Source organism: Actinomyces sp. ZJ308 (assembly GCF_011752065.1).
Lineage (GTDB): Bacteria > Actinomycetota > Actinomycetes > Actinomycetales > Actinomycetaceae > Actinomyces.
In genome coordinates, this window is sequence record NZ_JAAIJY010000003.1 from 154,037 (window position 1) to 179,918 (window position 25,882).

A 25,882-nucleotide genomic window follows, 5' to 3' on the forward strand; every position below is an offset into this window, starting at 1 on the left:
CTGTGGCCCGCACCTCTTGATGGGTGCGGGCCACAACCGTGTCGGTGTGCCGCCGGGGTTATCGGCACGGCGCCGGTGAACGGTCAGCGGACGATGAGGCCCTGAGCCTTGGCGGCGGCGTCGGCCAGGCGCTCGGAGACGTCCTGCCAGTTGGCGATGTTCCAGACGGCCTTGACATAGTCGGCCTTGACGTTGAGGTAGTCGAGGTAGAAGGCGTGCTCCCACATGTCCACCATGAACAGCGGGATGGTGCCCACGGGCACGTTGGCCTGCTGGTCGAAGAGCTGGAAGATGACGAGCCTGCCGGAGATCGAGTCGTAGGCGAGCACGGCCCAGCCCGAGCCCTGGATGCCCAGGGCGGTGGCGGTGAACTGCGCCTGGAACTTCTCGAAGGAGCCGAAGGAGTCCTTGATGGCCTCGGCGAGCTCGCCCTCGGGCTGGCCGCCGCCGTTGGGGGAGAGGTTCTTCCAGAAGATGGAGTGGTTGGTGTGGCCGCCCAGGTTGAAGGCGAGGTTCTTCTCCCACAGGTTGATCGCACCCAGGTCGCCGGCCTCACGGGCGGCGGCGAGGGCCTCCAGGGCGGCGTTGGCGCCGGCGACGTAGGCGGCGTGGTGCTTGTCGTGGTGGAGCTCCATGATCTTGCCGGAGATGTGGGGCTCCAGGGCGGAGTAGTCGTAGGGGAGCTCGGGAAGGGTGTACACGGCCATCAAGGACTGCCTTTCAGTGGGTGGAGTGGCTCCAGTCCCGGCTCAGCAGGGCTCGTAGGACTGAAGTCCTGAACACGGTTCATGCTAGACGTGGGGGCTGGAAGAGGGATAGTAAGCCTCTGTGTGATTACACTGACCGCGGAAACACCGCCGTCCGTACCCGTCCACGAAGGATCCGCCATGACCGACCAGGCTGCTTCCTCCCGCCTCGAGCTCCTCGTCTTCTCCGACGACGCCACCGTGCGCCAGGAGGTCATCGACGGCGTCGGGCGCCGACCGGCCAAGGGGCTGCCGCTGGTGACCTGGACCGAGGCGGCCACCGCCGAGGGCGTGCGCATGGCCATCAAGGACCGTGAGAAGAAGGACCAGCCGCCCTTCGACGCGCTCGTCCTGGACGCCGAGGCCAAGAAGCTCGGCGGCATGGGCCTGGCCCACGAGCTGTTCACCGAGCTCGACGAGCGCCCCGCCGTCGTCCTGCTGACGGCACGTCCCCAGGACGACTGGCTGGCCGCCTGGGCCAAGGCCGAGGTCGTCGTTCCCCGTCCCCTGGACCCGCTCAGCCTCCAGGAGGGCGTGGCCAAGGCCCTCACCGCCCGCCGCGGCACCGTCGCCCCAGCCGGCTGACACCAATGTCGGTGGCGCTGCGGTGGAGGAGGGCGATCACTCCTCGGAGGCGAGGACCCTGCGGTGGCGGGCGGCCGAGCCGGTCGGCCAGGACAGGAGCGAGGGGTCGCCGTCGACCTCCACGATGCGGGCGCCGGCGTCAAGGATCCAGTCGGCCAGCAGGCTCGTCTCCTCGATGCTCGCCAGGTCACCGACGCGCTCGGGCTCCTCGACGACCCGCGAGCCGGCGCGCAGCAGCTCGACGGCGGGACGCGGATCGGCCCCCGGGGCGGTCGTCATGGAGCCGGCCAGCATGCCCCAGCGCACCACCACCAGCTCCCAGCCACCGCCCTCGCGCCGCCGGGCCGCCATGAGGTGCGGACAGGTCAGGAGGGGCCGCACCTGCTCGGCGCGCGCCACGCCGCGCAGCAGGCAGCGCAGACGGCTCGTCCAGGTCCCGGCCTCCTCATAGCGCTCGGCCTTCGACAGGGCGGCGATCCGCTCCAGCAGGGGAGCGGCCACCAGATCGACATCGCCCGACAGGCAGGCCAGGGCCTCCGTGGGCTGCGCCGGAGCGTCGTCGCGGCGGACCCGGCGAAGGTCATGGCCGTCCCAGCGGCGCAGGCGCAGCACCGACTCGGCGGCACGCAGGGCCTCCTGCCCCCGGCTGCGCGAGGCGAAGGGGCCGACCGCGCGGTCGACCTCCGCAGTGGGCAGCACGGTCGTCAGCGCCAGCCGGGGCCCGGCATTCGGCCCCGGACCCGTCGTCAGATGGAGCCAGGGCCGGCGGCGCGGTGCCCGCGAGCGGCGGTTGACCGGCGGATCGAGCTCGGCGATCATCCGCAGCTCGCGCACGCGGGCCTCAATGAGCGTCGGTGTGGCGATGTGGCGCACGCTCACCGTCGTGTCCAGCATCTGCGCCACCTTGCGGCGCTTCTCGGCCGCGGTGAAGTAGGAGCGCACGCGGCGCCTGAGGTCGGCGGCGCTGCCCACGTAGAGCACCTGGTCGGCCGCCGAGCGGAACTGGTAGACGCCGGGGCCGCTGGGCAGGGCGTCGGCGAGACGGCTCTTGGCACGCCGTCGCGCCGGTACCGGGTCGCAGGCCGTGGCCAGGTCCTCCAGGTGCGTGACGCCCAGCGGCGCCATGACCTCCAGGGCCGCGTGCAGCACGTCCACGGTGGCGCGTGCGTCGTCCAGGGCCCGGTGCGTGGGGCGGGTCTCGGATCCCACGAAGGCCGCCAGTGTTCCCAGCTTGTGGTTGGGCACCTCGCTGCGGGTCCAGGCCTTACGGGCCAGCGCCAGCGTGTCCAGCATCCGGGGTCCGGGCCACTCCAGGCCGAGGGCCGATGCCGCACCGCGCAGGTGCCCGACGTCGAAGCGGGCGTTGTGCGCCACCAGGACGACGTCGTCGGCCACCAGGTCCGCCCAGGACAGGAAGGCCTCCACGCAGGCGCGCACGCCGGGCGCCCCGGCCACCATCGCGTTGGTGATGCCCGTGAGCATCGTGATCTGGGCCGGGATCGCCACCCCCGGGTTGACCAGGGTGGAGAACTCGGCCAGCACCCGCCCGCCGCGCACCTTGACCGCCCCGATCTCGGTGAGTGCGCGGGCGCCCGGCGCCCCGCCGGTGGTCTCCAGGTCCACGACGACGAAGGTCGCCCCCTCCAGGGGCGTGCCCATGTCGGCGAAGGACACCTGGGTCCCGACGGTGCTCACGGTCGCAGGCTAGAGGACGGCAGTGACACGCATCGTCTTCGCCTGTCGGGAAGTCGGTGCGAGCACGGTGGGAAGCACCCTAGAATCATCCCCATACCCGAGCGGCACCGCCGGCTCCGGTGCCGTCCGTCTCCGATGGTGCAGGACCGCGTGGTGGCCGCCCAGCCAGCAGATCACAGGAGGCCCCGCGTGGGATACGGACCCATCAAGGCAACAGTCGGCCCGGCCCTGGAGATGCTCTATCAGCCCTGGATCCGCGGTGAGGAGAACATTCCCACCGAGGGCGCGGCGATCCTGGCCTCCAACCACCTGGCGGTCATCGACTCCTTCTTCCTGCCGCTCCTGGTGGACCGCGAGGTCGCCTTCATCGGCAAGGCCGACTACTTCACCGGCAAGGGCGTCAAGGGCTGGGCGGTGAAGAACTTCATGAGGACCGTGGGCACCATCCCCGTGGACCGCTCCGGCGGCAAGGCCTCCCAGGCGGCGCTCCAGGCCGGCATCGACCGCCTGCGCTCGGGCGAGCTGTTCGGCATCTACCCCGAGGGCACCCGCAGCCCCGACGGGCGCCTCTACCGCGGCAAGACCGGCGTGGCCCGCATCGCCCTGGCCACCGGCGCCCCCGTGGTCCCAGTGGCCATGATCGGCTCCAACCTGGCCCAGCCGATCGGCAAGTCCATCCCCTCCACCCGCCACCGCGTGGGCATCGTCATCGGTGAGCCGCTGGACTTCTCCCGCTACAAGGGCCTGGAGAACGACCGCTTCGTGCTGCGCTCCATCACCGACGAGATCATGTACGCCCTCATGGCGCTCTCCGGCCAGGAGTACGTGGACCTCTACGCCGCCGACGTCAAGAAGGCCATGGACGCGGAGAAGAAGACCGCCGACGAGGTCGTCGCCGAGATGCTCGCCGCCCAGGCGCAGGCGCGGCCCCAGGCGGCGCCCGTGGCCGCGCCCGGCGGTCGCCCCGCCCCCGAGGTCTCCGTGCCAGAGCCGCCCGAGGACAAGAGCGGCAAGGACAGCAAGGACAAGAAGAAGGACAGGGCCTCCGACGACGAGGCCGAGCCCGGCACCGAGTAGAGGGCGGGTGCCCGCCGGGCCGGTCGGGCGAGGGCCGCAGAAAGACTGACCAGTCAGTTCCAGAGAGCCTGCGTGCTGCGATAAAGTTACGGAATCCTCCTGTAACACGCACCACACGTTGAGGAGCGCTCATGGCTGCCATGGATCGCGACACTTTCATTCCCGTCGGGGCATCGATTGCAAAACTGCTCCTCATAGCCTCCGGGCAGGGAACGCTCGCCGCAGCGGTTGGTGAAGGTGCCGGGCTGTTGGCGAGGCTCCGTGGAATGCTGGAGATCGGCGGAAAACGGGCGGCATTCGCAGAAAAGATCGCCGACGACGCAGCAACGCAGTTGCTCCGAGAGCATCAGAGGATTTCCGAGGCCGACTGGCATGTGGCGGCGAGGTTGGTCGCGTCCCTCATCGACCGGCTCTCGGAGAAGAAACGGCTTGTCGCGGAATATGACTGGAGAAAACTGAGGCAGGCTCTTCTGGACCTGGGTGGCACAGACCTGCGCAGCAATCTGGTGGATGAGTCGGCGAGGCAATCCTTCGACTGGGTGCTTGAGGTGGCGTGCCAGCACATTGTTGCCTGCTTCACTGAAAAGGAGATGTTGGTCTCCATTCTTGAGAGTGTCGAGCAGGTCCGTGCCGGGATTCAACGACTTGCCGACCGTCCTGCTGGAGCCTCGCAGACGCGTGCCGTTGTTGCTGACCATATCGAAGTTGTCCGCGACCTTGCTCCGGATCCCCTGGAGGATCGAGAGCGAGAGTTAGCCGAGCTAGAAGCATTTGTCCGTGGGACGCAGGACACTTGGTACACCATGGAGGCGAGCATGGTTAGCGGTAAAACCGCCCTCATGTCCTCTTTCGCGTTGAATCCTCCCGATGACGCATGCGTTGTGTCTTTCTTTGCTCGCCGCATCGGTGGCGACGGGAACGACTGGAGGAGTTTTTCCTTTGTTGCCGGGGCGCAGTTATCAGAGATCTTGGGAGATGAGTATACCGAGCGCGTGTCCGATCCGGCATCCCAGGACACCGAGTTCCGTCAGCTTCTGCGCCAAGCAGCAACGGCGTGGCGATCAGATAAGAACCCTCGACCTCTGGTTCTTCTCATTGATGGAGTGGACGAGGATTCCTACTACGAGCGTCCGGATGATGCTGCAGCCAAGTCCATTCTATCGTTGCTGCCGCGACACCTCCCCGAAGGTGTGAAGGTGACGACAGCGTCTCGGCTGAACCCTCGGTTGCCAGAGGATATAGTATGCAATACTCCGAGGGTGATTGTCTCACTTAAACCTTCTCCTATCGCTCAAAAGAAGATCAATCAGAAGGATATTGAAACGTTCTTCAAGTCTGATTTTGCTGCAGATATTGGGGCGTTTCTGGCTGCATGTGGCGGATCATTGACCATAGATGAACTGCGTCAGTTGGTCTCTATGTGTCGTTATCGTGACAATGTGTCGAGCAGAGACATAAAAGCATGTGTGGATCGTTCTCCCGGTCGAATGCTCATGAGGGTCAATGTTGGCTTCGGTGGTCAAGGGGGCGTGTCTTACGCTCTTGGACATGATGCTGTTTTGCGGGCTGTGGTACGTGAGATCGCTCCGGATCTTTTCGGAGACGATAGTGGAGCGGGAGGTGTGGATTGGTGGGCACAGAACCGCGAGGAGGCATTAAAGCCGTACCGTGAGATCGTCCGGAAATGGGTGGTGGATCGGGCTGGTGAGGGGTGGGGTAGAGCAACGCCAAATTATATGTTGAGTAATGCTTGCTTCAATCTCATGCTAAACCATGACATTCAGGTCGTGCTTGACCCTGGTCGCTACAACGAGATGCGGCGCCGTTTCGGGCGGAGATCTCGGGTTCTGCGAAAGATTGACCTGGAGTACTTCAAAACATTGGATGTAAATCGTGGAGAAGTTTCTGAGAGTGTGATGACACCCCTTCTTGATGTTGCTGAGCTGAGAGAATCGCTCGCGCGGGCATCTATTTATTTTCCCGGATTGCCTAGGCTCTACGTCTCATATTTCAGTGCTGCTCCTGAGGATGCATTAGATGTGGTGTTATCTGTTGATGAACCGAAGGGCAGGATGAACGCTCTTAGTGAAACAATGAAGGCGGCTATGGAATCTGGGTGCGGCTACGCATTCTCGCCGCTCTTTCGTGCTGTGCTTGAATCCTTGGTTTCTTGTCGAGATCTGCATGATGAAATTCTGTGTATATTGGTGGATATGCTCGCGTCCATTAGCTGCGTGAGGAAGGAGTCTCAGGTCGATGTTGATGAAGTTTTCAATCTAGAGGGCTGGGTCAAAGAGATTCTCGTTTCCGCAAAAATGGAAGGATGCTTCCTTCCAGTGTGCTCCTTGTTGTTTAAGCAAATCGACGATTTGAGTGATAGTGCTTATGTGATCGCACCTCTTCTTCTTGCTGAATATATGGCGGAGCGGATCGGAGATCTCGGGTTGCGTGCGCGGACTCTGGCGGAGCTGGCGGGTGTGCTGGCTCGGGTGGGTGAGACTGGGAGGGCGAGGTGGGTTGCCGAGAACACAGTGGGCATGGCCGAGCGGATCGAGAATCCCTGGCAGCACGATCTGGTTCTGGAGGAGGTGGCGGGGGTGATGGCTCGGGTGGGCCTGACTGATGAGGCCCTCGCCTTAGCCGAGCGGATCGAAGTTTCCTGGGAGCCTGAACAGGTGCTGGCAGTGGTTACTAGGGTTACTGATGTGCTGGCCCAGGCAGGTCAGACTGAAAGGGCTCGGCGGGTTGCTGAGGATGCGGTGGGCGTTACTGAGCGGTTTGAGGACCCTGTGCATCAGGAGCTGGCTCTGGCGAGAGTTACGGGGGTGTTGGCTCGGGTGGGCTTGACCGATGAGGCCTTCGTCACGGCCTCGCGGATCGGAGATCTCGGGTTACGTGCCTTGGCCTTGGCGAGAGTGGCGGATGCGTTGGCTCGGGCAGGTGAGGCTGAGGGAGCGCGGCGGGTTGCTGAGGACGCGGTGGGCGTTACTGAGCGGTTTGAGGATCCCTGGGAGCACGAACCTGTTCTGGAGGAGGTGGCGGGGGTGTTGGCTCGGGTGGGCCTGACTGATGAGGCCCTTGCCTTAGCCAAGCGGATCAAAGCTTCCGGGGAGCGTGCACGGGTGCTGGCAGCGGTTGCTGAGGCGCTGGCCCAGGCAGGTCAGACTGAAAGGGCTCGGCGGGTTGCTGAGGACGCGGTGAGCGTGGCTGAGCGGTTTGAGGATCCCTGGGAGCACGAACCTGTTCTGGAGGAGGTGGCGGGGGTGTTGGCTCGGGTGGGCCTGACTGATGAGGCCCTTGCCTTAGCCAAGCGGATCAAAGCTTCCGGGGAGCGTGCACGGGTGCTGGCAGCGGTTGCTGAGGCGCTGGCCCAGGCAGGTCAGACTGAAAGGGCTCGGCGGGTTGCTGAGGACGCGCTGAGCATGGCCGAGCGGATCGAGAATCCCTGGCTGCACGAACTTGCTCTGGAGGAGGTGGCGGGGGCGTTGGCTCGGGTGGGCCTGACTGATGAGGCCCTTGCCATGGCCGAGCGGATCAAAGCTTCCGAGAAGCGTGCACGGGTGCTGGCAGCGCTTACTGATGCGCTGGCCCAGGCAGGGCGGGCCGATGATGCCTTGAGAACTGTGGCGGCAATATATGATCCGAATTCCCGAAGTTATGTGCAATCCGCGTTCACTAAGGCACTTGTACGCGAAGGATCATCGGACGAAGCTGCCGAAGCGATGCGTGTCGAGCTCGCCTGGGCAAGAGGAATTGCACAACGTCAGGATGCCGCAGAATGCTACGCCACACTCGCAACGGCATGCCTTGATGCCACCGACCACGTGGACGCAAAATCCACAATGCGTGAGCAGTGGCTCGGTCTGGCCCGCTCTGCACTCGCCCATTCCTGGTTGTACGGAGCGTTGGTCTGGGATCATTTCGACATCCTGATGCGTGTAGCCCCAGGCCTGGCTGTTCGGCTGGTCAACGAGCGGATCCTTGCCGCTCCTGAAGGCGGCACCGACCCAGAGACCGAACCTGGCTGCGGGTTCGAAGGGCCTGGCGGGGAGGCCGGGTCGTACCGTTAGGATGGTCTCGTCACTCCTCGTACCCAAGGAAAGGTTCCCGATGTCGATTCGTCGCGTCGCCCTGCTCACCGCTGGCGGTTTCGCCCCCTGTCTGTCCGCCGCCGTCGGCGACCTCATCGAGCGCTACACGCAGGTCGCTCCCGAGGTCGAGATCATCGCCTACCAGTACGGCTACCACGGCCTGCTCACCGGCAACTACATCGTCATCGACGACGAGGCCCGCAAGAACGCCGGCATCCTGCGCGACTTCGGCGGGTCCCCGATCGGCAACTCCCGCGTCAAGCTCACCAACGCCAAGAACCTCGTCGAGCGCGGCCTGGTCGCTGAGGGCGTCAACCCCCTGGAGTTCGCCGCCGAGCAGCTGCGCAAGGACGGCGTCGACGTCCTGCACACCATCGGCGGTGACGACACCAACACCACCGCTGCGGACCTGGCCGCCTACCTCCACGAGAACGACTACGAGCTCACCGTCGTCGGCCTGCCCAAGACCATCGACAACGACGTCGTCCCGATCCGCCAGTCCCTGGGTGCCTGGACCGCGGCCGACGAGGGCGCCGGCTTCGCCTTCAACGTCATCGGCGAGCACCGCTCCAACCCCCGCATGCTCATCGTCCACGAGTGCATGGGCCGCAACTGCGGTTACCTCACCGCCGAGACCGCCCGCCGCTACCACGACCTGCTTCAGACCAAGCAGTGGGCCCCCTCCCTGGGCCTGACCAAGGAGCGCTGGGACGTCCACGCCGTCTTCGTCCCCGAGATGAAGCTCGACATCGCCGCCGAGGCCGAGCGCCTCAAGGCCATCATGGACGAGCAGGGCAACGTCAACATCTTCCTGTCCGAGGGCGCCGGCGTCCCCGAGATCATCGCCGAGATGGAGGCCGCCGGCCAGGAGGTCCAGCGCGACCCCTTCGGCCACGTCAAGCTCGACACCATCAACCCCGGCCAGTGGTTCGCCAAGCAGTTCGCCGAGCTCATCGGCGCTGAGAAGGTCATGGTCCAGAAGTCCGGCTACTACTCGCGCGCCGCACACGCCAACGCCGAGGACCTGGCCCTCATCAAGAAGATGTGCGACCTGGCCGTCGACTGCGCCCTGCGCGGCGAGTCCGGTGTCATCGGCCAGGACGAGGAGAACAACGACGAGCTCACCGCGATCGCCTTCCCGCGCATCGCCGGCGCCAAGCCCTTCGACATCACCCAGCAGTGGTTCACCGACCTCATGGCCGACCTCGGCCAGAAGGTCGAGCCCGCCGAGGCCGCTCCCGAGCACTGAGAGATCTCAGGCTGAGCCTGAACCCCTCATCGCACCGTGGCCGGTGCCGTCCACCTGACGGCGCCGGCCACACGTGTTGAGAGCGCAAAGGCACTCAGACAGCCCCGTATGTCACTGCTGGAGACTTTTCACCCACGCTGTGGCGCCCCTTGCTCTCCGAACCTTCACGTTTGCGCAGGTCGCAGCCTTACGGCCACTGCGCTCATGCGCTGCCGCAGCCTTAAAAGTCTCCCGCAGTGACACAATCCGCCCTCAAGCCCCGGGCTTCGCCTCGTTCCGCGATGCGGCGCCGATTCCGGGCGATACTCCCGGCTGTCCTATGCTGACGGGCGTGATGAACGAGCTCTCCGCCGCCCGCACGGACGTCCAGGCCCCCGCTTGGCGCCACCTGCCCGCACTGCAGCAGCCGGCCTACCCCGACGAGGCCGTGCTGGCCGACGTGGTGACGGACCTGCGCCGCCGGCCCCCGCTCGTCTTCGCCGGAGAGGTCGACTCCCTGCGCGACCTCATCGCCCAGGCCAGCACCGGGGACGCCTTCGTCCTCATGGGCGGGGACTGCGCCGAGTCCTTCACCCACAACACGGCTGACAACATCCGCCTCAAGGTCCAGACCATCCTGCAGATGGCCGCCGTCCTGACCTACGGCGCCTCCACGCCCGTGGTCAAGGTCGGCCGCATGGCCGGTCAGTACGCCAAGCCCCGCAGCTCGGACACCGAGACCCGTGGCGAGGTCACCCTGCCGGCCTTCCGCGGCGACTCCGTCAACGGCCACGAGTTCACCCCCGAGGCCCGTGTCCCCGACCCCAGGCGCATGCTGGACGCCTACCTGCGCTCGGGCACCACCCTCAACCTCATCCGCGCCTTCACCATGGGCGGTTACGCGGACCTGCGCGAGGTCCACTCCTGGAACCGCGGCTTCACCGCCAACCCCGCCTACAAGCGCTTCGAGTCCTTCGCCGACGAGATCGACCGGGCCATGCGCTTCATGGAGGCCGCCGGCGTCGACTTCGACGCCCTGCGCCAGGTTGACTTCTACGCCGCCCACGAGGCCCTGCTCCTGGAGTACGAGGACGCCATGATCCGCGAGGACTCCCGCTCCGGGCGCCTCTACGACACCTCCGCCCACATGCTCTGGGTGGGGGAGCGCACCCGTGAGGCCGACGGCGCCCACGTGGCCGTCCTGGCCGGCGTCCACAACCCCGTGGGCGTCAAGGTCGGCCCCACCACGTCCCCCGACGACGTGACCCGGCTCATGGACCGCCTCAACCCCGACGGCGTGCCCGGGCGCCTGTCCCTCATCACCCGCATGGGCGCGAGCCGCATCCGCCAGGCCCTACCGCCGCTGGTCGAGGCGGTGCGCGCCGACGGGCGCCCCGTCACCTGGATCACCGACCCCATGCACGGCAACACCATCACCTCGGACAACGGCTACAAGACCCGCCGCTTCGAGACGATCCTCGACGAGATCCGCGGCTTCTTCGAGGTCCACCGCGCTCTTGGCACCGTCCCGGGCGGCATCCACGTCGAGCTCACCGGCGACGACGTCACCGAGGTCCTCGGCGGGGGCGAGCACATCGACGAGGCCGGCCTGGCCGAGCACTACGAGACCCTCGTCGACCCGCGCCTCAACCACCAGCAGTCCCTCGAGGTCGCCTTCGAGATCGCCGAGATGCTCAAGGGCTGAGAGCCACCGCCGTCAGAAGATGTTGATGGTGACCTTGGAGTCCGGCTTGACGCTGGAGCCCGGAGCGGGGTCGGTGGAGCGCACGGTCCCGAACGGGCCGCCCAGGCGCTTGTTGACCTCCACCTTGAGCCCGATCCCCTCCAGGGTCTTCCTGGCCTCGTCCTCGCTCTTGCCGGTCACGTCGGGGACCGTCACCTTCTCCGGCCCCTTGGAGACGGTCAGGTCCACCGAGTCGCCCTTGTAGTAGCCCGAGGCCCCGGCGATGGGGGAGGAGGAGATGACCTGCCCCTTGGCCACGGAGTCGGAGTAGTCCTGGGTGACCTTGCCCTTCTTGAGCCCGGCCTCCTCCAGGGTCTTCCTGGCCTCGTCCTCGCTCTTGCCGGTCACGTCGGGGATCGTGGCCGGCTCCTTGCCCTTGGAGACCACGATCGAGATCCTCGAGGTGTGCTCGATGACCTTGCCGGCCTTGGGATCGGAGGAGATCACCTTGCCCGAGGCGACGCTGGCGGAGTACTCCTCGGTGACGTCCCCCAGGGTCAGGCCCGCCGCCTTGATCGCGGAGCTGGCCTGGTCCTTGGTCTTTCCGACGACGTCGGGAACCGTCTTGGTCTCCACGCCCCGGGAGATGACGACGGTGACGGCATGGCTCAGCCCCACCCTCTGACCGACCTTCGGCTGGCAGGAGATGACCTTGCCGGCCGGCACCGTGTCCGAGTAGGCCCGAGCCGGCGTGCCCCAGTTGAGCCCCTGCCTCTCCAGGGCGAGCTGCGCCTCGTCCTGAGACATGCCGATGATGTCGGGGACGGGGACCCGCCGCCCCGGACCCGCCGTCAGGTACCAGGTGGCGCCCGCCCCGGTTCCGGCCACGGCCAGCAGCCCGACGATGACGGCCGTGCGACGGTTGAGGCCGCCAAGGCCTCTTCGCCGGGTGGGTACGGCGGTGGTCTTCTGGGCGTCGGCCGCCAGGGCCTTGCGCGACAGCGCTCGGGTCCTGCCCTTGGTGTCCGGTCCGATGGAGCCGATGGGCAGGGAGACGGTACGCATACCGGCGTGGGAGGAGGAGTCCTCGTCGGAGTCCTCGTCCTCGTCGTCCTGGGGCTCGTTGTCGATGGCGGAGCGGGCGGCCTGGGCATTGGCCGTCATGACCTCCTGGGTCCGGATCGACCCGGTTCCGCCCCCGCGGCGCACGGACAGCTCCGAGTCGGTGAGCTCGTCGACGACGTTGCGCAGCAGCGCCAGCGCCTCATCGGCGTCGGTGGGACGGTCCTGCGGCTCGCGGCGCGTCATGATCGCCACGAGCTCGTCGACGTCGGCCGGCATGTCGGGGACCAGCGTGGAGGGCAGGGGCACGTCCTCGTGGACGTTGCGGAAGGCGATCTGGATGGGGGAGTCCGCGGTGAAGGGCTGCTCTCCGGTGAGGAGCTCGTAGAGGACCACCCCGGCGGAGAAGACGTCGGCGCGAGAGGTGGAGTCCCCCGACGTGATGAGCTCGGGCGCCAGGTAGGCGACCGTTCCCAGGACGTTGCCCGTCGTCGTCTGCGTGACCTCCGTGACCGCCCGCGCCAGACCGAAGTCGGCCACCTTGGCCACCGAGCCGTCCGAGGGCAGCAGGACGTTCTCCGGCTTGATGTCGCGGTGCACCAGACCGGCCCGGTGGGCGGCTCCGAGCGGGCGCAGCAGCTGAGCCACCAGCCCCAGGGCCTCCTTGACCGACAGCGGCCCCGCCGCGATGAGGTCGCGCAGCGTGGGGCCCTCCACGTACTCCATGACGAGGTAGGCCACCCCGTCGAGACTGCCCTGGTCGTAGACGGCCACTACGCCCGGGTTGGACAGGCGGGCCGCTGCCCGGGCCTCGCGCCGGAAGCGTGAGACGAAGTCGGGGGAGTCGGCCAGGTGGGCGTGCATGAGCTTGAGTGCCACGGTCCGGTCCAGGCGACGGTCGTGGGCGCGGTAGACGGTGGCCATGCCACCACGCGCGAGGCGGTCGACGATCTCGTAGCGAGAGTCGACCAGCCGACCGATGAGGGGATCCGTGACCACGAGCGCGATTCTACGGTGCCTGCGGCGCATCGACAGCCGCTCGCCGCCGCTGACGGGTAGTCCTGCCCATCCGGCGGGTTCTGCCCGTTTCGCCTGCCATGTCAGGAGCTTCGGTGCGTCAGCAGGTCTGCCAGGGCGGCCAGGTCCTTCAGTGATGCGGTACTCACCACGCCCTCGTCCCGGAGTCGCTCCAGCGCCTCGAGCCCGGCATCGCGGTGGGTGATGATGATCTCCTCGTGGGCGTCGCGTGCGCCGCAGTCCTCGATGAGCGTCGCCGCCTCGGTGATCTGCTCCGCCGTGGCCCCGGCATTGGCCAGAACGCTTCCGAGCAGCTCCCGGCCGACGTCGTCGCAGCGGCTCCAGGTCAGGGCCAGCAGCACCGTGCGCTTGCCCTCGCGCAGATCGTCTCCCGCCGGCTTTCCGGTGACCTGCGGCGAGCCGAAGACGCCCAGCTCGTCGTCGCGCAGCTGGAAGGCGATACCGATCTCCTCACCGAAGACCGCCAGGTGCTCAGCTGTCGGGCCGGCCGGCTCCACCCCGGCCAGGAGAGCTCCGATGAGCAATGGGTGGCGAACTGAGTACCGGGCCGACTTGTGGCGCACGACCGACAGGGCGTCGTCGTGCATGCGTCTGGCCGCAGATACCGGGTCCTGCCCCCAGGGCAGTGGCAGGTTCTCGCTGCGTACGTCGAGGAACTGGCCCAGGGCCACCTCGGTGGTCATGGCGTCGAAGGCGGACCGGGCGTGCCGGAGCGCCTGCTGCCCGGCCTCAGAGGCGGCGCGCGCCTGCGCCAGGGCGCTCATCTCCTCTCCGGCCAGCGACAGCAGGAGGTCGCCCAGCAGGATGGCACCGTTGGCCCCGAAGGCCTGTGAGCACCCCAGCCAGCCACGGGCGCCGTGGTCCCGGGAGAAGGCACGGTGCGCCGCAGGCAGGCCCCGTCGGGTGTCGGCCCCGTCCATGAGGTCGTCGTGGACCAGCGCGCTGGCCTGGTAGAGCTCGAGCGCTGCTCCCAGGCGGACGGCGTCGTCGCTGGTGAGGCGCTCACTCCGGTGCTCCGGGGCGATGGTGAGCGCGTAGCCGACCGCACCCAGCACGGCGCGCATGCGCTTGCCCCCGGTCAGGACGCTCGCGGCGGCCTCGAGCAGCTCCGGCGCGGCCTGCCCCAGGTCCTCCCAGCGCCGGTGACAGCCGCTCAGGACCTCCTCCAGGCGGTGCTCGACGGCGGGACGGACACGGCCCAGGGCCGCAGGCAGCGCACTCATGCCCGCCAGGGTAGACGCAGCAGGGCCGCCGCGGCCTCCCCAGGGGCGTCGATAGCCGTTTTAGCGCCGCCGGGTGCCGACCGCGGCAAAGGTTAGGTCATGCTAAGTCACCGGTGCGAAGTTGCTGGGGAATAAACGCTACAATTCTGGGGTTGTCTGCTGTGCCGGGTCGGGTCCCCATACCCCGTCGCCGGCTGTCCGCCCGCCCACGCGAAAGGAACTCCGTGGCTTCTTCCACAGTGACGCGCTCCCGCACCGAGCTCACTGACGACGTCGACGAGACCACGCTCGACGATGAGGACTTCGACCTCGACGACGAAGGAGACGACGACACCGACGACTCCGACTACGACGATGAGGACTTCGACGACTCCGACGAGGACGACGACGAGGACTCCGATGAGGACGAGGACCAGGAGGACGACGACTCCGAGGCGCAGACCGTCCAGGATGATGACGGCCCCGCCCCCGAGCTGCGCGACTACTACCTGGATGTGAGCCTGGAGGAGAACGGCGACGGCTCCAAGCGCAGCCCCTTCAACAACCCCGCATCGCTCAAGGGCGTCCGGCTGGCCCCCGGGGCGACGCTCTTCGTGCGCTCGCGCACGATCGTGGAGAACCTGGAGATCGCCGGTCACGGCACCCTGGAGGAGCCCATCACCCTGGCCCCCTACGGCCACGGCCCGGTGCCCCGGTTCGTCATCGGCGACTCCGCCCCGATGGTGGCGCGCGACTACCTGGCCCAGAACGGCTACATCTTCCGCGGCTGGGTCATCAAGGGCATCAAGATGCAGCCCTCCATCGCGGCACTGACCGGCGAGCTCGAGCGCATGCGCCGGGAGGAGGCGGAGAAGGCCGCCTCCAAGAAGTCCGGCAAGCGCGGCAAGTCCCAGGACAAGGACGGCTCCTTCACCGTCTCCGACTCCGACGAGGGCGACGAGCCCGCCCAGCGGGTCGTCACCGCCGGCGCCACCGCGGACCCGGTCAAGGACTACCTCAAGCAGATCGGTAAGGTCGCGCTGCTGAACGCCGAGCAGGAGGTCGAGCTGGCCAAGCGCATTGAGGCCGGCCTCTACGCCGAGCACCGCCTGGCCGAGGAGGGCAACGACCTTCCGGCCAAGCTGCGCCGCGAGCTGCACTGGGTGGCCCAGGACGGCCAGAGGGCCAAGAACCACCTGCTGGAGGCCAACCTGCGACTCGTGGTCTCCCTGGCCAAGCGCTACACGGGCCGCGGGATGCTCTTCCTGGACCTCATCCAGGAGGGAAACCTCGGCCTCATCCGTGCGGTGGAGAAGTTCGACTACACCAAGGGCTTCAAGTTCTCCACCTACGCCACCTGGTGGATCCGCCAGGCCATCACCCGCGCCATGGCGGACCAGGCCCGCACCATCCGCATCCCGGTGCACATGGTCGAGGTCATCAACAAGCTCGCCCGTGTGCAGCGCCAGATGCTCCAGGACCTGGGCCGCGAGCCCACCCCGGAGGAGCTGGCCGTCGAGCTGGACATGACCCCGGAGAAGGTGGTCGAGGTCCAGAAGTACGGACGCGAGCCGATCTCCCTGCACACGCCCCTGGGAGAGGACGGGGACTCCGAGTTCGGTGACCTCATTGAGGACTCCGAGGCCGTGGTGCCGGCCGACGCGGTGAGCTTCACCCTCCTCCAGGAGCAGCTGCACGCCGTGCTGGACACCCTCTCGGAGCGTGAGGCCGGTGTGGTCTCCATGCGCTTCGGCCTGACCGATGGCCAGCCCAAGACCCTCGACGAGATCGGCAAGGTCTACGGGGTCACCCGCGAGCGCATCCGCCAGATCGAGTCCAAGACCATGTCCAAGCTGCGCCACCCCTCGCGCAGCCAGGTCCTGCGCGACTACCTGGACTGATCGGACCGCCTGACTAGGAAGCGCCAGCGACTCGTTCATCTCGACGGCGTCGGCCCCGGACCTGTGAAGGTTCCGGGGCCGACGCCGTCAGTGCTATCGTCCCAATCGTGACACGGGGTGCCACACGGCTGAGAACACACCCGTCGAACCTGTCCAGCTAGTACTGACGAAGGGATGTCACATGCACTGGGACACGTCTACCCCGGCGGCGCTTGAGTCGCTGCGCCGCCATGCTCCACTGGTCTCCTGCATCACCAACTCGGTGGTCACCAACGTCACCGCCAACGTTCTCCTGGCCCTGGGCGCGGTGCCGGCCATGGTGGACATCACCGGGGAGGCGGGGCCTTTCGCCCAGATCGCCTCCGCGCTGCTCATCAACCTCGGCACGCCCCAGCCCGAGCAGCGCGCCGCCGCCCGCGAGGCCGTCGCAGCGGCGAACGACGCTCGTACGCCGTGGGTCCTCGACCCGGTAGCCATCGGAACGCTGGCACACCGCACTGCCCTGGCTCATGAGCTGGTCGTCCAGGGGCCGAGCGCCGTCCGGGGCAACGCCTCGGAGATCATCGCCCTGGTGGGCGCCGGCAGCGGAGGGCGGGGCGTCGAGGCCACCGACGACGTCGACGCGGCGCTCGCACCGGCCTGCGACCTGGCCCGTCGCCACGGCTGCGTCGTGGCGGTCTCCGGTCCCGTTGACCTGGTCACCGACGGTGAGCGCGTCGTCCGGGTCCGGGGCGGATCCGCGTTGCTGACCCGGATGACCGGAGGCGGCTGCGCCCTGGGGGCAGTGACCGCGGCCTTCCTCGGGGCGGGCCGGAAGGAGGGACTGGACAGCCTGAGCGCCGTCGTGGCCGCGCACGCCGTCTACAGCGCGGCGGCCGAGCGAGCCGCGGCCCGATCGGCCGGCCCCGGCTCCTTCCAGCCCGCCTTCCTCGACGCCCTGTACGCCCTGGAGACGAAGGACCTGGGGTCCGTCATCGTCAGGACCACCGGCGCCACTGACGAGGAGTCGGCATGAGGGCCGCACCGGACCTGTCGCTCTACCTCGTCACCGATGAGGACCAGTGCCGCTCGCGCGGGCGAGACGTCGTTCGGACCGTTGAGGCGGCCGTTGACGGGGGAGTCACCTGTGTCCAGCTGCGCGCCAAGGACGCCGACGGCGGCCCCTTCCTGACCCAGGTGCTGGAGGTGGCCGAGGCTGTGGGCGGCCAGGTCCCCGTCATCGTCAACGACCGCGTCGACGTCTTCCTGGCGGCGCGCGACCTGGGGGCGCGGATAGCGGGTGTCCACCTCGGCCAGCTGGATCTGCCCGCCGGCGTCGCACGCCGCCTCATCGGGGATGAGGCCTACCTCGGGCTGTCGACCGCGACCCGCAGCGAGATGTGCGCCGCCCAGGAGCAAGGGGCCTGCGACTACGTCGGAATCGGCGTCGTGCGCGACACCGCCACCAAGGCCGACGCCCCAAAGAGCCTGGGCATCAACGGCGTCGTGCGCATGTCCGCCCTGACCGATCTGCCTGCTGTGGCCATCGGCGGCGTCACAGTCGCCGATCTGCCGGCCCTGCGCGCGGGAGGTCTGGACGGAGCCGCTGTCGTCTCGGCCATCTGCACGGCCGAGGACCCGAGGCGCGCCGCCGCCGCTCTGCGAGCCGCCTGGGACGGGGGAGACGGACGATGAGTCACTCACGGCCCCGCTCGACGACCATCGCCGCCCTGACGATCGCCGGCTCCGACCCCAGTGGAGGTGCCGGTATCCAGGCCGACCTGAAGGCCATGAGCGCGCTCGGCGCCTACGGGATGAGCGTGATCACGGCTCTGACCGCCCAGTCGACGTGCGGCGTGACGGGCGTGCACGTCGTGCCCGTCGACTTCGTACGCCTCCAGCTGGACACGCTGCTGGACGACATCGTCCCCGATGCCACCAAGATCGGCATGCTCGCCACCGCCGAGCTGGCCGACGCCGTGGGGGAGTACCTGCCCGGCCTGACTCACACGGTCCTCGACCCGGTCATGGTCGCCACCTCCGGAGACCGCCTCCTGGACGAGGAGGCGATCGGGGCCGTACGCCGTCTGTGCGCCACGGTCGACCTCATCACCCCCAACCTCCACGAGGCGGCGGTCCTGCTGAACGAGGAGCCCGCGGTGAGCCTCGATGATCTGCGCAGCCAGGCGCAGCGCCTGAGAGATCTGGGTGCACAACGGGTGCTGGTCAAAGGTGGCCATCTCACCGGCGCGGGTGAGGCGGGTGATGCTGTTGATGTCTACGTCGATGGCGACGTCGTCAGACTCCTCCGTGGCCGCCGCGTGGCGACGGGGAACACCCATGGCACGGGCTGCACGCTCTCCTCGGCGATCACCTCGCTGCGACCGCGCAGGGCGACCTGGCTGGAGGCGGTGCGGGGCGCCAAAACCTATCTCACGAGGGCCATCGCGCACGCCGACACTTTGGGGATCGGGCACGGGCATGGTCCGGTCCATCATTTCTACCGGGCGTGGAGCCAATCTGGGTGATAAATTACGTGATTGTCGTCGACGTGAACCAACCGTGGTGCATCTACTGAAACGAGTCGGCGTGTATGTCCGTTCCTGAAAAGCGCCCCGCCTCCATGGGAGTTGACCAATGAAAGACACATCTGTTTTTTCAGGCAGGGGAGCAGCTCTCCTGCCTGTCCTTGTGCTGATGACGGCAGGCCTCATCCCTCTGCCGCTGCTCACCACCCCGGCTCACGGTGCAGAAACCGGACCGAGCGGAGGCACAGGGGCTGCTTCGACGGCGGTAACCGCACCCACCAGCTTCGGCAAGGACGCCGCGACGATCCCCGAGGAACGGCCGGCGGCCGAGGCGAGCCATGAGGCGGACCAGGATGTTCTGAGCTATTGGACGCACGAGCGCATGGCCGCGGCCAAGCCCCTGGACGCCGATGCGGCCGACGATCCCGCCCAGGAGCGGCCGGCGGCCGCAGACGACGGGGACAGCTCCAGCTCGACGGATCCGGCGGGAACGACCGAGCCCGTCGCTCCGGCTGCCGACGGAGGCACGGCCCTGCCCGCCAGGACGAAGGGCAAGCTGTTCTTCAACGGCTACAAGGCCGACAACGTCTACTGCAGCGCCTCGGTCCTTAACACGCCGTCCAGGAGCGTTATCATCACCGCCGCTCACTGCGTCTACAGCGCTCAGGAAGGCTGGGCCAAGGATGCGGTCTTCGTCCCCGACTACGACCGCACCCAGGCCGATCCGGATCCGGTGGGAGTCTGGACGGCCCGGTCGATGCGCACCTTCGACAGCTGGCGAGCCGATCAGACCGACTACCGCAACGACGTCGCCTACGTGACGCTCAACGACGGCGGAGACGCGAACAAGCCGATCGTCGACGTCGTCGGCGGTCACGGGCTGGCCTGGGGAGGCGGCTACGTCTTCCACGCCACGATCTTCGGGTATCCGAACAACAAGACGAACCCGGACGGCCGTGGCACCATCCACTCCTGCGTCAGGACCACGGAGGAGTCGGAGGGCAAGGTGAGGACCGAGGGCTGCGACTTCGGCTTCGGCGCCTCGGGAGGGCCCTGGCTCTACCGCTACGACGACGCCACCGGGCTCGGCTACGTGCGCTCCTTGACCTCCCTGTGGCGGCCCTTGGGCGGGGTGAACCGCGGCCCCTACTTCACCGAGGCGGTCAAGACCATGCTGGACGCGACCGCCGGAGACTGACCAGCGCCCGCCTCAGGGCATCAGCCTTGGCCGCCTCCTGAGACCGACGGCGCGGTCTGCACCGGGTCGGAGCGCGTCGTCGAGCTGACGGTCAGAAGAGTCGCGGCGAGCACTAGGGTCGCAACCAGGGTCGCTGAGGCAATCACCACGGCCGCCCATGCGAAGCGCCTGTTCCGGCGAGCGCTGCGCACCTGCACGATGCCCATGACCAGGGAGACGAGAGCCAGTGGTACTCCGATGAATGGTATGGGCACTAGCAGGACTGCGCCTGCAACCGCAGCAGTCAGGGCGCTGACGGATAGGGTGCCGTCAAGGTCGGTCCTGACCTTTGAGTACCGGTTCATACCCGTTTCTCTCCTTGATCATCTCGTCGATCCCGCGGCGGTGCGTCCTCACCCATGATGGAGGCGGGGTCTGTCACTTGCCGGGGAGATGCCTGAGTACGCCAGCAGCGCCCAAGGCCCGTGCAGTGTGCACCGGCACCACGAGGAGAGTGCCGATCTGATCGGCCGTTCGGCGGCGTCCGAATCTACCGACGCGTCCTCCTGATCTCCTCGTGCGACTCAGGACTGAGTCAGGTGGTGCACAGCCCGGGCTCGTAGGCTGTAGAACGGGAGATGTTCTCACTCAGGAGCGCTGAGATGGTTCACGCACGTACCGCCCTTGCCCAGTCCGACACTCTCCGCCTCGTCTGGCCCCAGTGGCAGGGGGCGGGGGAGTCCTCGGTGCGCAGCCTCCTGCCCGACCTGCCCTACGGGGAGGCGCGGCGCGTGTACGCACTGGGGACCCAGGTGCTCACGGCCGTCCTGCCCGAGCACCCCGGCCCCACGGAGATCGTCCCCGTCAGCGATGAGCCCGCAGGCGAGGAGGTGCTTATCACCGACGGCATGGAGTCGCGCGCCCAGATCCTGGCCGGGATCCGCGAGGCCCGCGCGGCCATCGCCCGGCACGACGCCGCCAGGATCCTCACCCTGGGCGGGGACTGCGCCGTGTCCGTCGTCCCCTTCACCGAGCTCGCCGCCCGCTACGGGCAGGACCTGGCCGTCGTCTGGATCGACTCCCACCCGGACATCGGCACCGCGCACTCCCAGTACCCCGGCTACCACGCCATGGCGGTCTCCCAGATCATCGGCGTCGGCGACCCCGAGGTGATGGAGGAGCTGGCGGCCTTCGTCTCCCCGACCCGCGTGGCCCTGGCGGGCCTGCACTCCTGGACCGAGGACGACTACCCGAACATCGCGAAGTGGGGACTGCATGCCTTCAGCCCCGCCGATCTGCGCGATTCAACCACGCCCCTGCTCACATGGCTGAGGACCACCGGGTGCGGTCGCGTAGCCATCCACCTCGACGTCGACACCGTGGACGCCGACGAGGTCCGTCTGGGACTGGGCTACGACCGCGGGGGCCTGAGTACTGCCCAGACCAACCGCCTGGTCAAGGACCTGGGGCGGGTGGCCGACGTCGTCGGGCTGACGATCGCCGAGTACGTGCCCCGGCAGGTGGTCGCCCTCACCCACCTCCTGGAGGGGCTGCCGCTTCTGTGAGGAAGTGGGGCAGGGCGTCGAACCGGCCAGCAGGGCGGCCGGCCCGGCCGGCCTCAGTCGGTGACGATCTTCGCGCCGGTCGTGTTCTTCGCCGCGTCAATGGTTCCCAGGTCGGTGACGCTGGGGAAACCGGCGTTGCGCATGACGGCGCTGGCCATCTTGGGCTGGTCGTCGCTCCCGTAGATCTGGTACTGGGAGTTGCGGTCCAAGCCCGAGATCTGGCTGGAGAAGTCACCGGAGGAGAAGTCGTAGTTGACGGCCCCCTCCAGGTGCCCCTGCTTGTACTCGTCGGCCGAGCGCAGGTCGATGATGACCACGGGGCCGGTCGCCTTGGCGTCCGCCGGGGTGGTGTGCGCCGTGGCGGAGGCGCTGGAGTCGGTGGATCCCGAGCATCCGGTCAGTGCCAGCGCACCGCAGGAGACGAGCAGAGTGGAGACGGCCAGGACGCGGATGGGGCGTTTCACAGAGGGTTCCTTCGGGAGTCACGCGGCTTCGTCGAGCCTGGGTGGGAGCGGGTGGGACGCTGGATCAGCGTAAGGCTCTGTGCCGGGAGACTCGGGGCGGGAACAGGGGCAGGGCCTCGGAGACGAGGATAAACGGCTTCCGGTGATAACGGCAGTGATACTCAGCGAACCGCGACGTGAATTTCAGTGAAGAAATCCACGTCAGCTGCCGGCGGTTAGGCTCGCGGTCTCGTCCTGGAAGAGCAGGGCGACCTCCTTGAGCTTCTCCCCGTGCCGACGGGCGTGGTGAGCGCAGAAGAACAGCTCGCCGGTCAGCATGACGACTCGGACGTAGGCCTGCGCGTCGCAGACGTCGCAGCGGTCTGCTGTGGTCAGCGGGCGCTCGGAGGAGTCGGTGGCAGAGGCGGTCTGCTCGTCCAGGGTGGTCACCGCCTGGGCGGCGGTCGAGGTTCCGGTTGTGCTCATGGACCGCATTGCATCACGTCCGGGGCTCTCCCGACCGTCCGAAAGCACCGTTTCCGCCTGAGGCGCACGAGCTTTCGCCCACGGCGCAGCGCCGTCATGGCGCACCTCACCGTAGAACCGACCGATCGGGCGGATGCTGGAGACCTCAGTGACGTCGTTGCCGCTTCGGGGCCGTCTCGGGGCCGCCGTGGAGGCGGCGTCGACGGGAGGGAACCGGGGAGAAGAAAGAGACAGGAGGACCGTGATGTCGGTGCAGGAGTTCCGTGACCGTGAGATCGCGCGTCTGGAGCGCTCGGGCTGGGCGACCAACGCGGCTCTCCGCCAGAGGCTGGACGCAACGGGGCTGCGGCCGCCCGCCCGGGTCGTGACCGAGTGCCTGGACGAGGGCGCCGGTGCCGGCTGGGAGCGGGCCGAGCGCGCGGTGGCCCGCCTGCGCGAGCACTTCGCCTCCTTCCGCTTCGCCGACGACGTCGACTACGGGCTGCTCGCGATCCCCGCCGTGGAGCGGCTCGACACCCGCGGTGCCGTGGATCCTCGCATCCGCCACGGCCAGCAGCCCGACCTGGTCGAGGACCTCGTCGACCCGGCCATGGGGGAGGGGATCGACCTGAGCGGACTCACGCTGGAGCGCGACGGCTGGATGGTACTGGTCGGCGTCGTCGGCCAGTACGGGATCTCGGCGGGAAGCCATCAGGACATCACCTCAGCCCCCTTAGAGCGCTTCGAGGTCGACGGCGTCGACACCCGCGCCCTCATGACCCGCCAGGTCTGGGGCGCCCGCCTGCTGCAGTGCCCGCCCGGCCTGGTTCCCGACTCCGACTACGCCGAGCGGTGGACCTTCACCCTCCTCCCCGCCGAGGGGCTGGTGGACGGCCGGGCCGTCTCCGGCACGGTGCTCAAGAAGCGGGTGCGCTTCCGCCTGGGCAAGGCCCACCGGGGGATTGGCAGCGCCCGGGTGAGCCCGGCCCTCCCGCTTCAGTGAGCGGACTCGCGGCGGGGCACAAGGCGCCGGCTGCGCTGATCGGCTAGATTCCCGGCGTGCCCTCATCCGAGAACAAGACCAGCCGGGGCGACTACTCCGCCCGCCACCTCTCCGTCCTGGAGGGGCTCGAGGCCGTGCGCAAGCGCCCGGGAATGTATATCGGCTCCACCGACCAGCGTGGCCTCATGCACTGCGTGTGGGAGATCGTCGACAACGCCGTCGACGAGGCCCTCGAGGGGCACGGCGACGACATCTCGGTGACCGTCCACGACGACGGCTCCATCGAGGTGCGTGATAACGGGCGCGGTGTGCCCGTCGACATCGAGCCCTCCTCCGGCCTGACCGGTGTCGAGCTGGTCTACACCAAGCTGCACGCCGGGGGGAAGTTCGGCGGCGGGTCCTACGGCGCCGCAGGCGGCCTGCACGGTGTGGGCGCCTCGGTGGTCAACGCCCTGGCCGAGCGCATGGACGTCGAGGTCGATCGCGGCGGCAAGACCTACGCCATGAGCTTCCACCGCGGCGAGCCCGGCGTCTTCGACGACTCCGCCGGGCGCAGCCCCTCCTCGCCCTTCACCGAGTTCACGAAGGCCTCCGAGCTGCGCGTCATCGGCAAGGTGCGCCGCGGCGTGACCGGCACCCGTGTGCGCTACTGGGCCGACCCCCAGATCTTCCCCCGCCCCACCGAGTACGACGCCGCCGCCCTGCGCGCCCGGCTGCGCCAGACCAGCTTCCTCGTGCCCGGGCTCACCCTGCGCCTGGAGGACCGGCGCCCCGAGGCCGAGGCCATCGCCGCCTCCAACACGCCCGCCGCCGACGCCGGTGAGACCGACGACGCCGTCCACGAGGTCTCCCTGCGGGCGGCCGCCAAGAACGCCACCGAGAACCGCGGCGACCTGTTCGACACCGGCGACGATGACGGCGTCGAGGTCTTCCAGGCCCTGGGCGGCACCGCCGACTTCGTCGACTTCCTGGCCTCCGACGGCTCGGTCACCGACACCTTCCGCCTCACCGGCGAGGGCACCTACACCGAGACCGTTCAGCAGCTCGACCGCGCCAGCGGCCACCTGCGGCCCGTGGAGGTCGAGCGCACCTGCATCGTCGACGTCGCCCTGCGCTGGGGTATCGGGTATGAGACCACCGAGCGCTCCTTCGTCAACATCATCGCCACCCCCATGGGCGGCACCCACCTGACCGGCTTCGAGCAGGCCCTGGCCAGGGTGCTGCGCAAACGCATCGAGGCCGACTCCCGGGCCCTGAAGATCACCTCCAAGGACGGCCGGGTCGAGAAGGACGACATCATGGCGGGCCTGACCGCCGTCATCACCGTGCGCGTGCCCGAGCCCCAGTTCGAGGGCCAGACCAAGGAGGTGCTCGGCACCGGCCCCGTGCGCCAGATCGTCTCCAAAGTGGTCGAGCGCGAGCTCACCGCCCTGCTGACCTCCTCCAAACGGGACCTCAAGACCCAGGCCCGCGCCCTGGAGGAGAAGATCGTCGGGGAGATGCGCGCCCGCGTCTCGGCGCGCCTGCACAAGGAGATCACCCGCCGCAAGACTGCCCTGGAGACCTCCTCCCTGCCAGCCAAGCTCGCCGACTGCCGCAGTGACGACGTCTCCGCCTCCGAGCTGTTCATCGTCGAGGGCGACTCCGCCCTGGGCACCGCCAAGAACGCGCGAAACTCCGAGTTCCAGGCGCTGCTGCCGATCCGCGGCAAGATCCTCAACGTGCAGAAGGCCTCCCAGGCCGACATGCTGCGCAACGCCGAGTGCTCGGCCATCATCCAGGTGGTCGGTGCCGGCAGCGGGCGTACCTTCGACCTCGAGGCCGCCCGCTACGGCAAGGTCATCCTCATGACCGACGCCGACGTCGACGGCGCCCACATCCGCACCCTCCTGCTGACCCTCTTCTTCCGCTACATGCGGCCCATGATCGAGGCGGGTCGGGTCTTCGCGGCCGTCCCGCCCCTGCACCGCATCGAGGTCTCCGGCTCGTGGCGGCGCAAGAAGGAGATCATCTACACCTACTCCGACGAGGAGCTCGTCACCACCCTGCGCCGTCTGGAGCGTTCGGGACGCAGCTTCAAGGAGCCCCAGCGCTACAAGGGCCTGGGGGAGATGGACGCCCACCAGCTCGCCGAGACCACCATGGAGCCCCAGCACCGCACCCTGCGGCGCATCACGCTGGGGGACGAGGCCCAGGTCATGGAGGCCGAGTCCGTCTTCGAGCTCCTCATGGGCTCGTCGGTCGAGCCCCGCCGCGACTTCATCGTCGAAGGCGCCCGTGACGTTGATCGCGAGCGCATTGACGCCTGACGAAAGCGTCAGGTTCTAGCAGTTCCTTCAGGTAGTCTCGGTAACCTTCGTGTCACGGCCCGTCGGTGGCCGGGGCACGACATCAGCGGCATCATCGGTCCGCC

General features: G+C 68.0%; 20 protein-coding genes and 1 riboswitch. Of the genes, 13 read left to right on the top strand and 7 right to left on the bottom strand.

Annotated elements, in window-relative coordinates:
- Positions 1–83 precede the first annotated feature (83 nt).
- Complete coding sequence (locus tag HCR68_RS02625; protein ID WP_167145906.1) at positions 84–707, bottom strand: superoxide dismutase; 624 nt, start codon at positions 705–707, stop codon at positions 84–86.
- Positions 708–887: 180 nt separating this feature from the next.
- Here HCR68_RS02625 and HCR68_RS02630 point away from each other — a divergent pair, with 180 nt between their 5' ends.
- Positions 888–1,331, top strand: a complete 444-nt coding sequence (locus tag HCR68_RS02630; RefSeq protein ID WP_167145907.1) for a hypothetical protein — start codon at positions 888–890, stop codon at positions 1,329–1,331.
- A 36-nt stretch (positions 1,332–1,367) separates the two neighbouring features.
- Here the strand turns inward: HCR68_RS02630 and HCR68_RS02635 are convergent, their stop codons facing one another.
- The gene (locus HCR68_RS02635) at positions 1,368–3,026 is read right to left on the bottom strand and encodes a DEDD exonuclease domain-containing protein (protein WP_279586957.1); all 1,659 of its coding nucleotides are present in this window, start codon (positions 3,024–3,026) and stop codon (positions 1,368–1,370) included.
- A gap of 189 nt (positions 3,027–3,215) precedes the next feature.
- On the opposite strand from HCR68_RS02635, the gene HCR68_RS02640 reads away from it, so the two are divergent.
- The 4 genes from HCR68_RS02640 to HCR68_RS02655 all read left to right on the top strand — a co-directional run bounded on the left by HCR68_RS02640 (position 3,216) and on the right by HCR68_RS02655 (position 11,127).
- Entirely contained in the window at positions 3,216–4,103 is an 888-nt protein-coding gene (locus HCR68_RS02640) for a lysophospholipid acyltransferase family protein (RefSeq protein WP_167145909.1), read from the top strand.
- Positions 4,104–4,234: 131 nt separating this feature from the next.
- Entirely contained in the window at positions 4,235–8,173 is a 3,939-nt protein-coding gene (locus HCR68_RS02645) for a hypothetical protein (RefSeq protein WP_167145911.1), read from the top strand.
- Positions 8,174–8,213: 40 nt separating this feature from the next.
- The gene (locus HCR68_RS02650; protein WP_167145913.1) at positions 8,214–9,443 is read left to right on the top strand and encodes a pyrophosphate--fructose-6-phosphate 1-phosphotransferase; all 1,230 of its coding nucleotides are present in this window, start codon (positions 8,214–8,216) and stop codon (positions 9,441–9,443) included.
- A 334-nt stretch (positions 9,444–9,777) separates the two neighbouring features.
- Positions 9,778–11,127, top strand: a complete 1,350-nt coding sequence (locus HCR68_RS02655) for a 3-deoxy-7-phosphoheptulonate synthase class II (protein WP_243858896.1) — start codon at positions 9,778–9,780, stop codon at positions 11,125–11,127.
- Between the two features lie 12 nt (positions 11,128–11,139).
- On the opposite strand, the gene pknB is transcribed toward HCR68_RS02655, so the two are convergent.
- On the bottom strand, positions 11,140–13,167 hold the full coding sequence (gene pknB / locus HCR68_RS02660; protein ID WP_167145917.1) for a Stk1 family PASTA domain-containing Ser/Thr kinase: 2,028 nt from the start codon (positions 13,165–13,167) through the stop codon (positions 11,140–11,142).
- Between the two features lie 101 nt (positions 13,168–13,268).
- The gene (locus HCR68_RS02665; RefSeq protein WP_167145919.1) at positions 13,269–14,429 is read right to left on the bottom strand and encodes a polyprenyl synthetase family protein; all 1,161 of its coding nucleotides are present in this window, start codon (positions 14,427–14,429) and stop codon (positions 13,269–13,271) included.
- Between the two features lie 224 nt (positions 14,430–14,653).
- On the opposite strand from HCR68_RS02665, the gene HCR68_RS02670 reads away from it, so the two are divergent.
- The 5 genes from HCR68_RS02670 (at position 14,654) to HCR68_RS02690 (ending at position 20,014) form a co-directional block, all read left to right on the top strand.
- Positions 14,654–16,309, top strand: a complete 1,656-nt coding sequence (locus HCR68_RS02670) for an RNA polymerase sigma factor (protein ID WP_167145921.1) — start codon at positions 14,654–14,656, stop codon at positions 16,307–16,309.
- A 103-nt stretch (positions 16,310–16,412) separates the two neighbouring features.
- Positions 16,413–16,501: riboswitch (TPP riboswitch) on the top strand.
- Entirely contained in the window at positions 16,491–17,324 is an 834-nt protein-coding gene (thiM, locus tag HCR68_RS02675) for a hydroxyethylthiazole kinase (protein ID WP_167145923.1), read from the top strand. It overlaps the preceding riboswitch by 11 nt.
- On the top strand, positions 17,321–17,983 hold the full coding sequence (gene thiE / locus HCR68_RS02680; protein ID WP_167145925.1) for a thiamine phosphate synthase: 663 nt from the start codon (positions 17,321–17,323) through the stop codon (positions 17,981–17,983). The genes thiM and thiE overlap by 4 nt, the downstream gene beginning before the upstream one ends.
- Complete coding sequence (thiD, locus tag HCR68_RS02685) at positions 17,980–18,816, top strand: bifunctional hydroxymethylpyrimidine kinase/phosphomethylpyrimidine kinase (protein WP_167145927.1); 837 nt, start codon at positions 17,980–17,982, stop codon at positions 18,814–18,816. The genes thiE and thiD overlap by 4 nt, the downstream gene beginning before the upstream one ends.
- Positions 18,817–18,985: 169 nt before the next feature.
- Positions 18,986–20,014, top strand: a complete 1,029-nt coding sequence (locus HCR68_RS02690) for a hypothetical protein (protein WP_243858886.1) — start codon at positions 18,986–18,988, stop codon at positions 20,012–20,014.
- 20 nt (positions 20,015–20,034) lie between these two features.
- On the opposite strand, the gene HCR68_RS02695 is transcribed toward HCR68_RS02690, so the two are convergent.
- On the bottom strand, positions 20,035–20,358 hold the full coding sequence (locus tag HCR68_RS02695) for a hypothetical protein (protein ID WP_167145931.1): 324 nt from the start codon (positions 20,356–20,358) through the stop codon (positions 20,035–20,037).
- Between the two features lie 297 nt (positions 20,359–20,655).
- Between HCR68_RS02695 and HCR68_RS02700 the strand changes: the two genes are divergently transcribed.
- On the top strand, positions 20,656–21,558 hold the full coding sequence (locus tag HCR68_RS02700; protein WP_167145933.1) for an arginase family protein: 903 nt from the start codon (positions 20,656–20,658) through the stop codon (positions 21,556–21,558).
- A 53-nt stretch (positions 21,559–21,611) separates the two neighbouring features.
- Here HCR68_RS02700 and HCR68_RS02705 read toward each other — a convergent pair whose 3' ends face one another.
- Positions 21,612–22,022 carry a rhodanese-like domain-containing protein gene (locus HCR68_RS02705; RefSeq protein WP_167145935.1) on the bottom strand — a complete coding sequence of 137 codons (411 nt, stop codon included), beginning with the start codon at positions 22,020–22,022 and terminating at the stop codon, positions 21,612–21,614.
- Positions 22,023–22,223: 201 nt separating this feature from the next.
- A complete protein-coding gene (locus HCR68_RS02710; protein WP_208320479.1) occupies positions 22,224–22,496 on the bottom strand; it encodes a hypothetical protein in 273 nt (90 codons plus the stop codon).
- A gap of 235 nt (positions 22,497–22,731) precedes the next feature.
- Here HCR68_RS02710 and HCR68_RS02715 point away from each other — a divergent pair, with 235 nt between their 5' ends.
- Together HCR68_RS02715 and HCR68_RS02720 are read left to right on the top strand one after the other, a co-directional pair.
- Entirely contained in the window at positions 22,732–23,469 is a 738-nt protein-coding gene (locus HCR68_RS02715) for a hypothetical protein (RefSeq protein ID WP_243858887.1), read from the top strand.
- A 56-nt stretch (positions 23,470–23,525) separates the two neighbouring features.
- Positions 23,526–25,778, top strand: coding sequence for a DNA topoisomerase IV subunit B (locus tag HCR68_RS02720; RefSeq protein WP_167145941.1), 2,253 nt, complete (start codon positions 23,526–23,528; stop codon positions 25,776–25,778).
- The last annotated feature ends 104 nt before the right edge of the window (positions 25,779–25,882 follow it).

What these genes read in the sequence shown, in the direction of transcription:
- HCR68_RS02625 (WP_167145906.1), bottom strand. Translation starts at nt 707, where the DNA reads ATGGCCGTGTACACCCTTCCCGAGCTCCCCTACGACTACTCCGCCCTG.
- HCR68_RS02630 (WP_167145907.1), top strand. Translation starts at nt 888, where the DNA reads ATGACCGACCAGGCTGCTTCCTCCCGCCTCGAGCTCCTCGTCTTCTCC.
- HCR68_RS02645 (WP_167145911.1), top strand. Translation starts at nt 4,235, where the DNA reads ATGGCTGCCATGGATCGCGACACTTTCATTCCCGTCGGGGCATCGATT.
- HCR68_RS02650 (WP_167145913.1), top strand. Translation starts at nt 8,214, where the DNA reads ATGTCGATTCGTCGCGTCGCCCTGCTCACCGCTGGCGGTTTCGCCCCC.
- HCR68_RS02655 (WP_243858896.1), top strand. Translation starts at nt 9,778, where the DNA reads ATGAACGAGCTCTCCGCCGCCCGCACGGACGTCCAGGCCCCCGCTTGG.
- HCR68_RS02665 (WP_167145919.1), bottom strand. Translation starts at nt 14,429, where the DNA reads ATGAGTGCGCTGCCTGCGGCCCTGGGCCGTGTCCGTCCCGCCGTCGAG.
- thiM (WP_167145923.1), top strand. Translation starts at nt 16,491, where the DNA reads ATGCACTGGGACACGTCTACCCCGGCGGCGCTTGAGTCGCTGCGCCGC.
- thiE (WP_167145925.1), top strand. Translation starts at nt 17,321, where the DNA reads ATGAGGGCCGCACCGGACCTGTCGCTCTACCTCGTCACCGATGAGGAC.
- thiD (WP_167145927.1), top strand. Translation starts at nt 17,980, where the DNA reads ATGAGTCACTCACGGCCCCGCTCGACGACCATCGCCGCCCTGACGATC.
- HCR68_RS02690 (WP_243858886.1), top strand. Translation starts at nt 18,986, where the DNA reads ATGACGGCAGGCCTCATCCCTCTGCCGCTGCTCACCACCCCGGCTCAC.
- HCR68_RS02695 (WP_167145931.1), bottom strand. Translation starts at nt 20,358, where the DNA reads ATGAACCGGTACTCAAAGGTCAGGACCGACCTTGACGGCACCCTATCC.
- HCR68_RS02700 (WP_167145933.1), top strand. Translation starts at nt 20,656, where the DNA reads ATGGTTCACGCACGTACCGCCCTTGCCCAGTCCGACACTCTCCGCCTC.
- HCR68_RS02710 (WP_208320479.1), bottom strand. Translation starts at nt 22,496, where the DNA reads ATGCGGTCCATGAGCACAACCGGAACCTCGACCGCCGCCCAGGCGGTG.
- HCR68_RS02715 (WP_243858887.1), top strand. Translation starts at nt 22,732, where the DNA reads ATGTCGGTGCAGGAGTTCCGTGACCGTGAGATCGCGCGTCTGGAGCGC.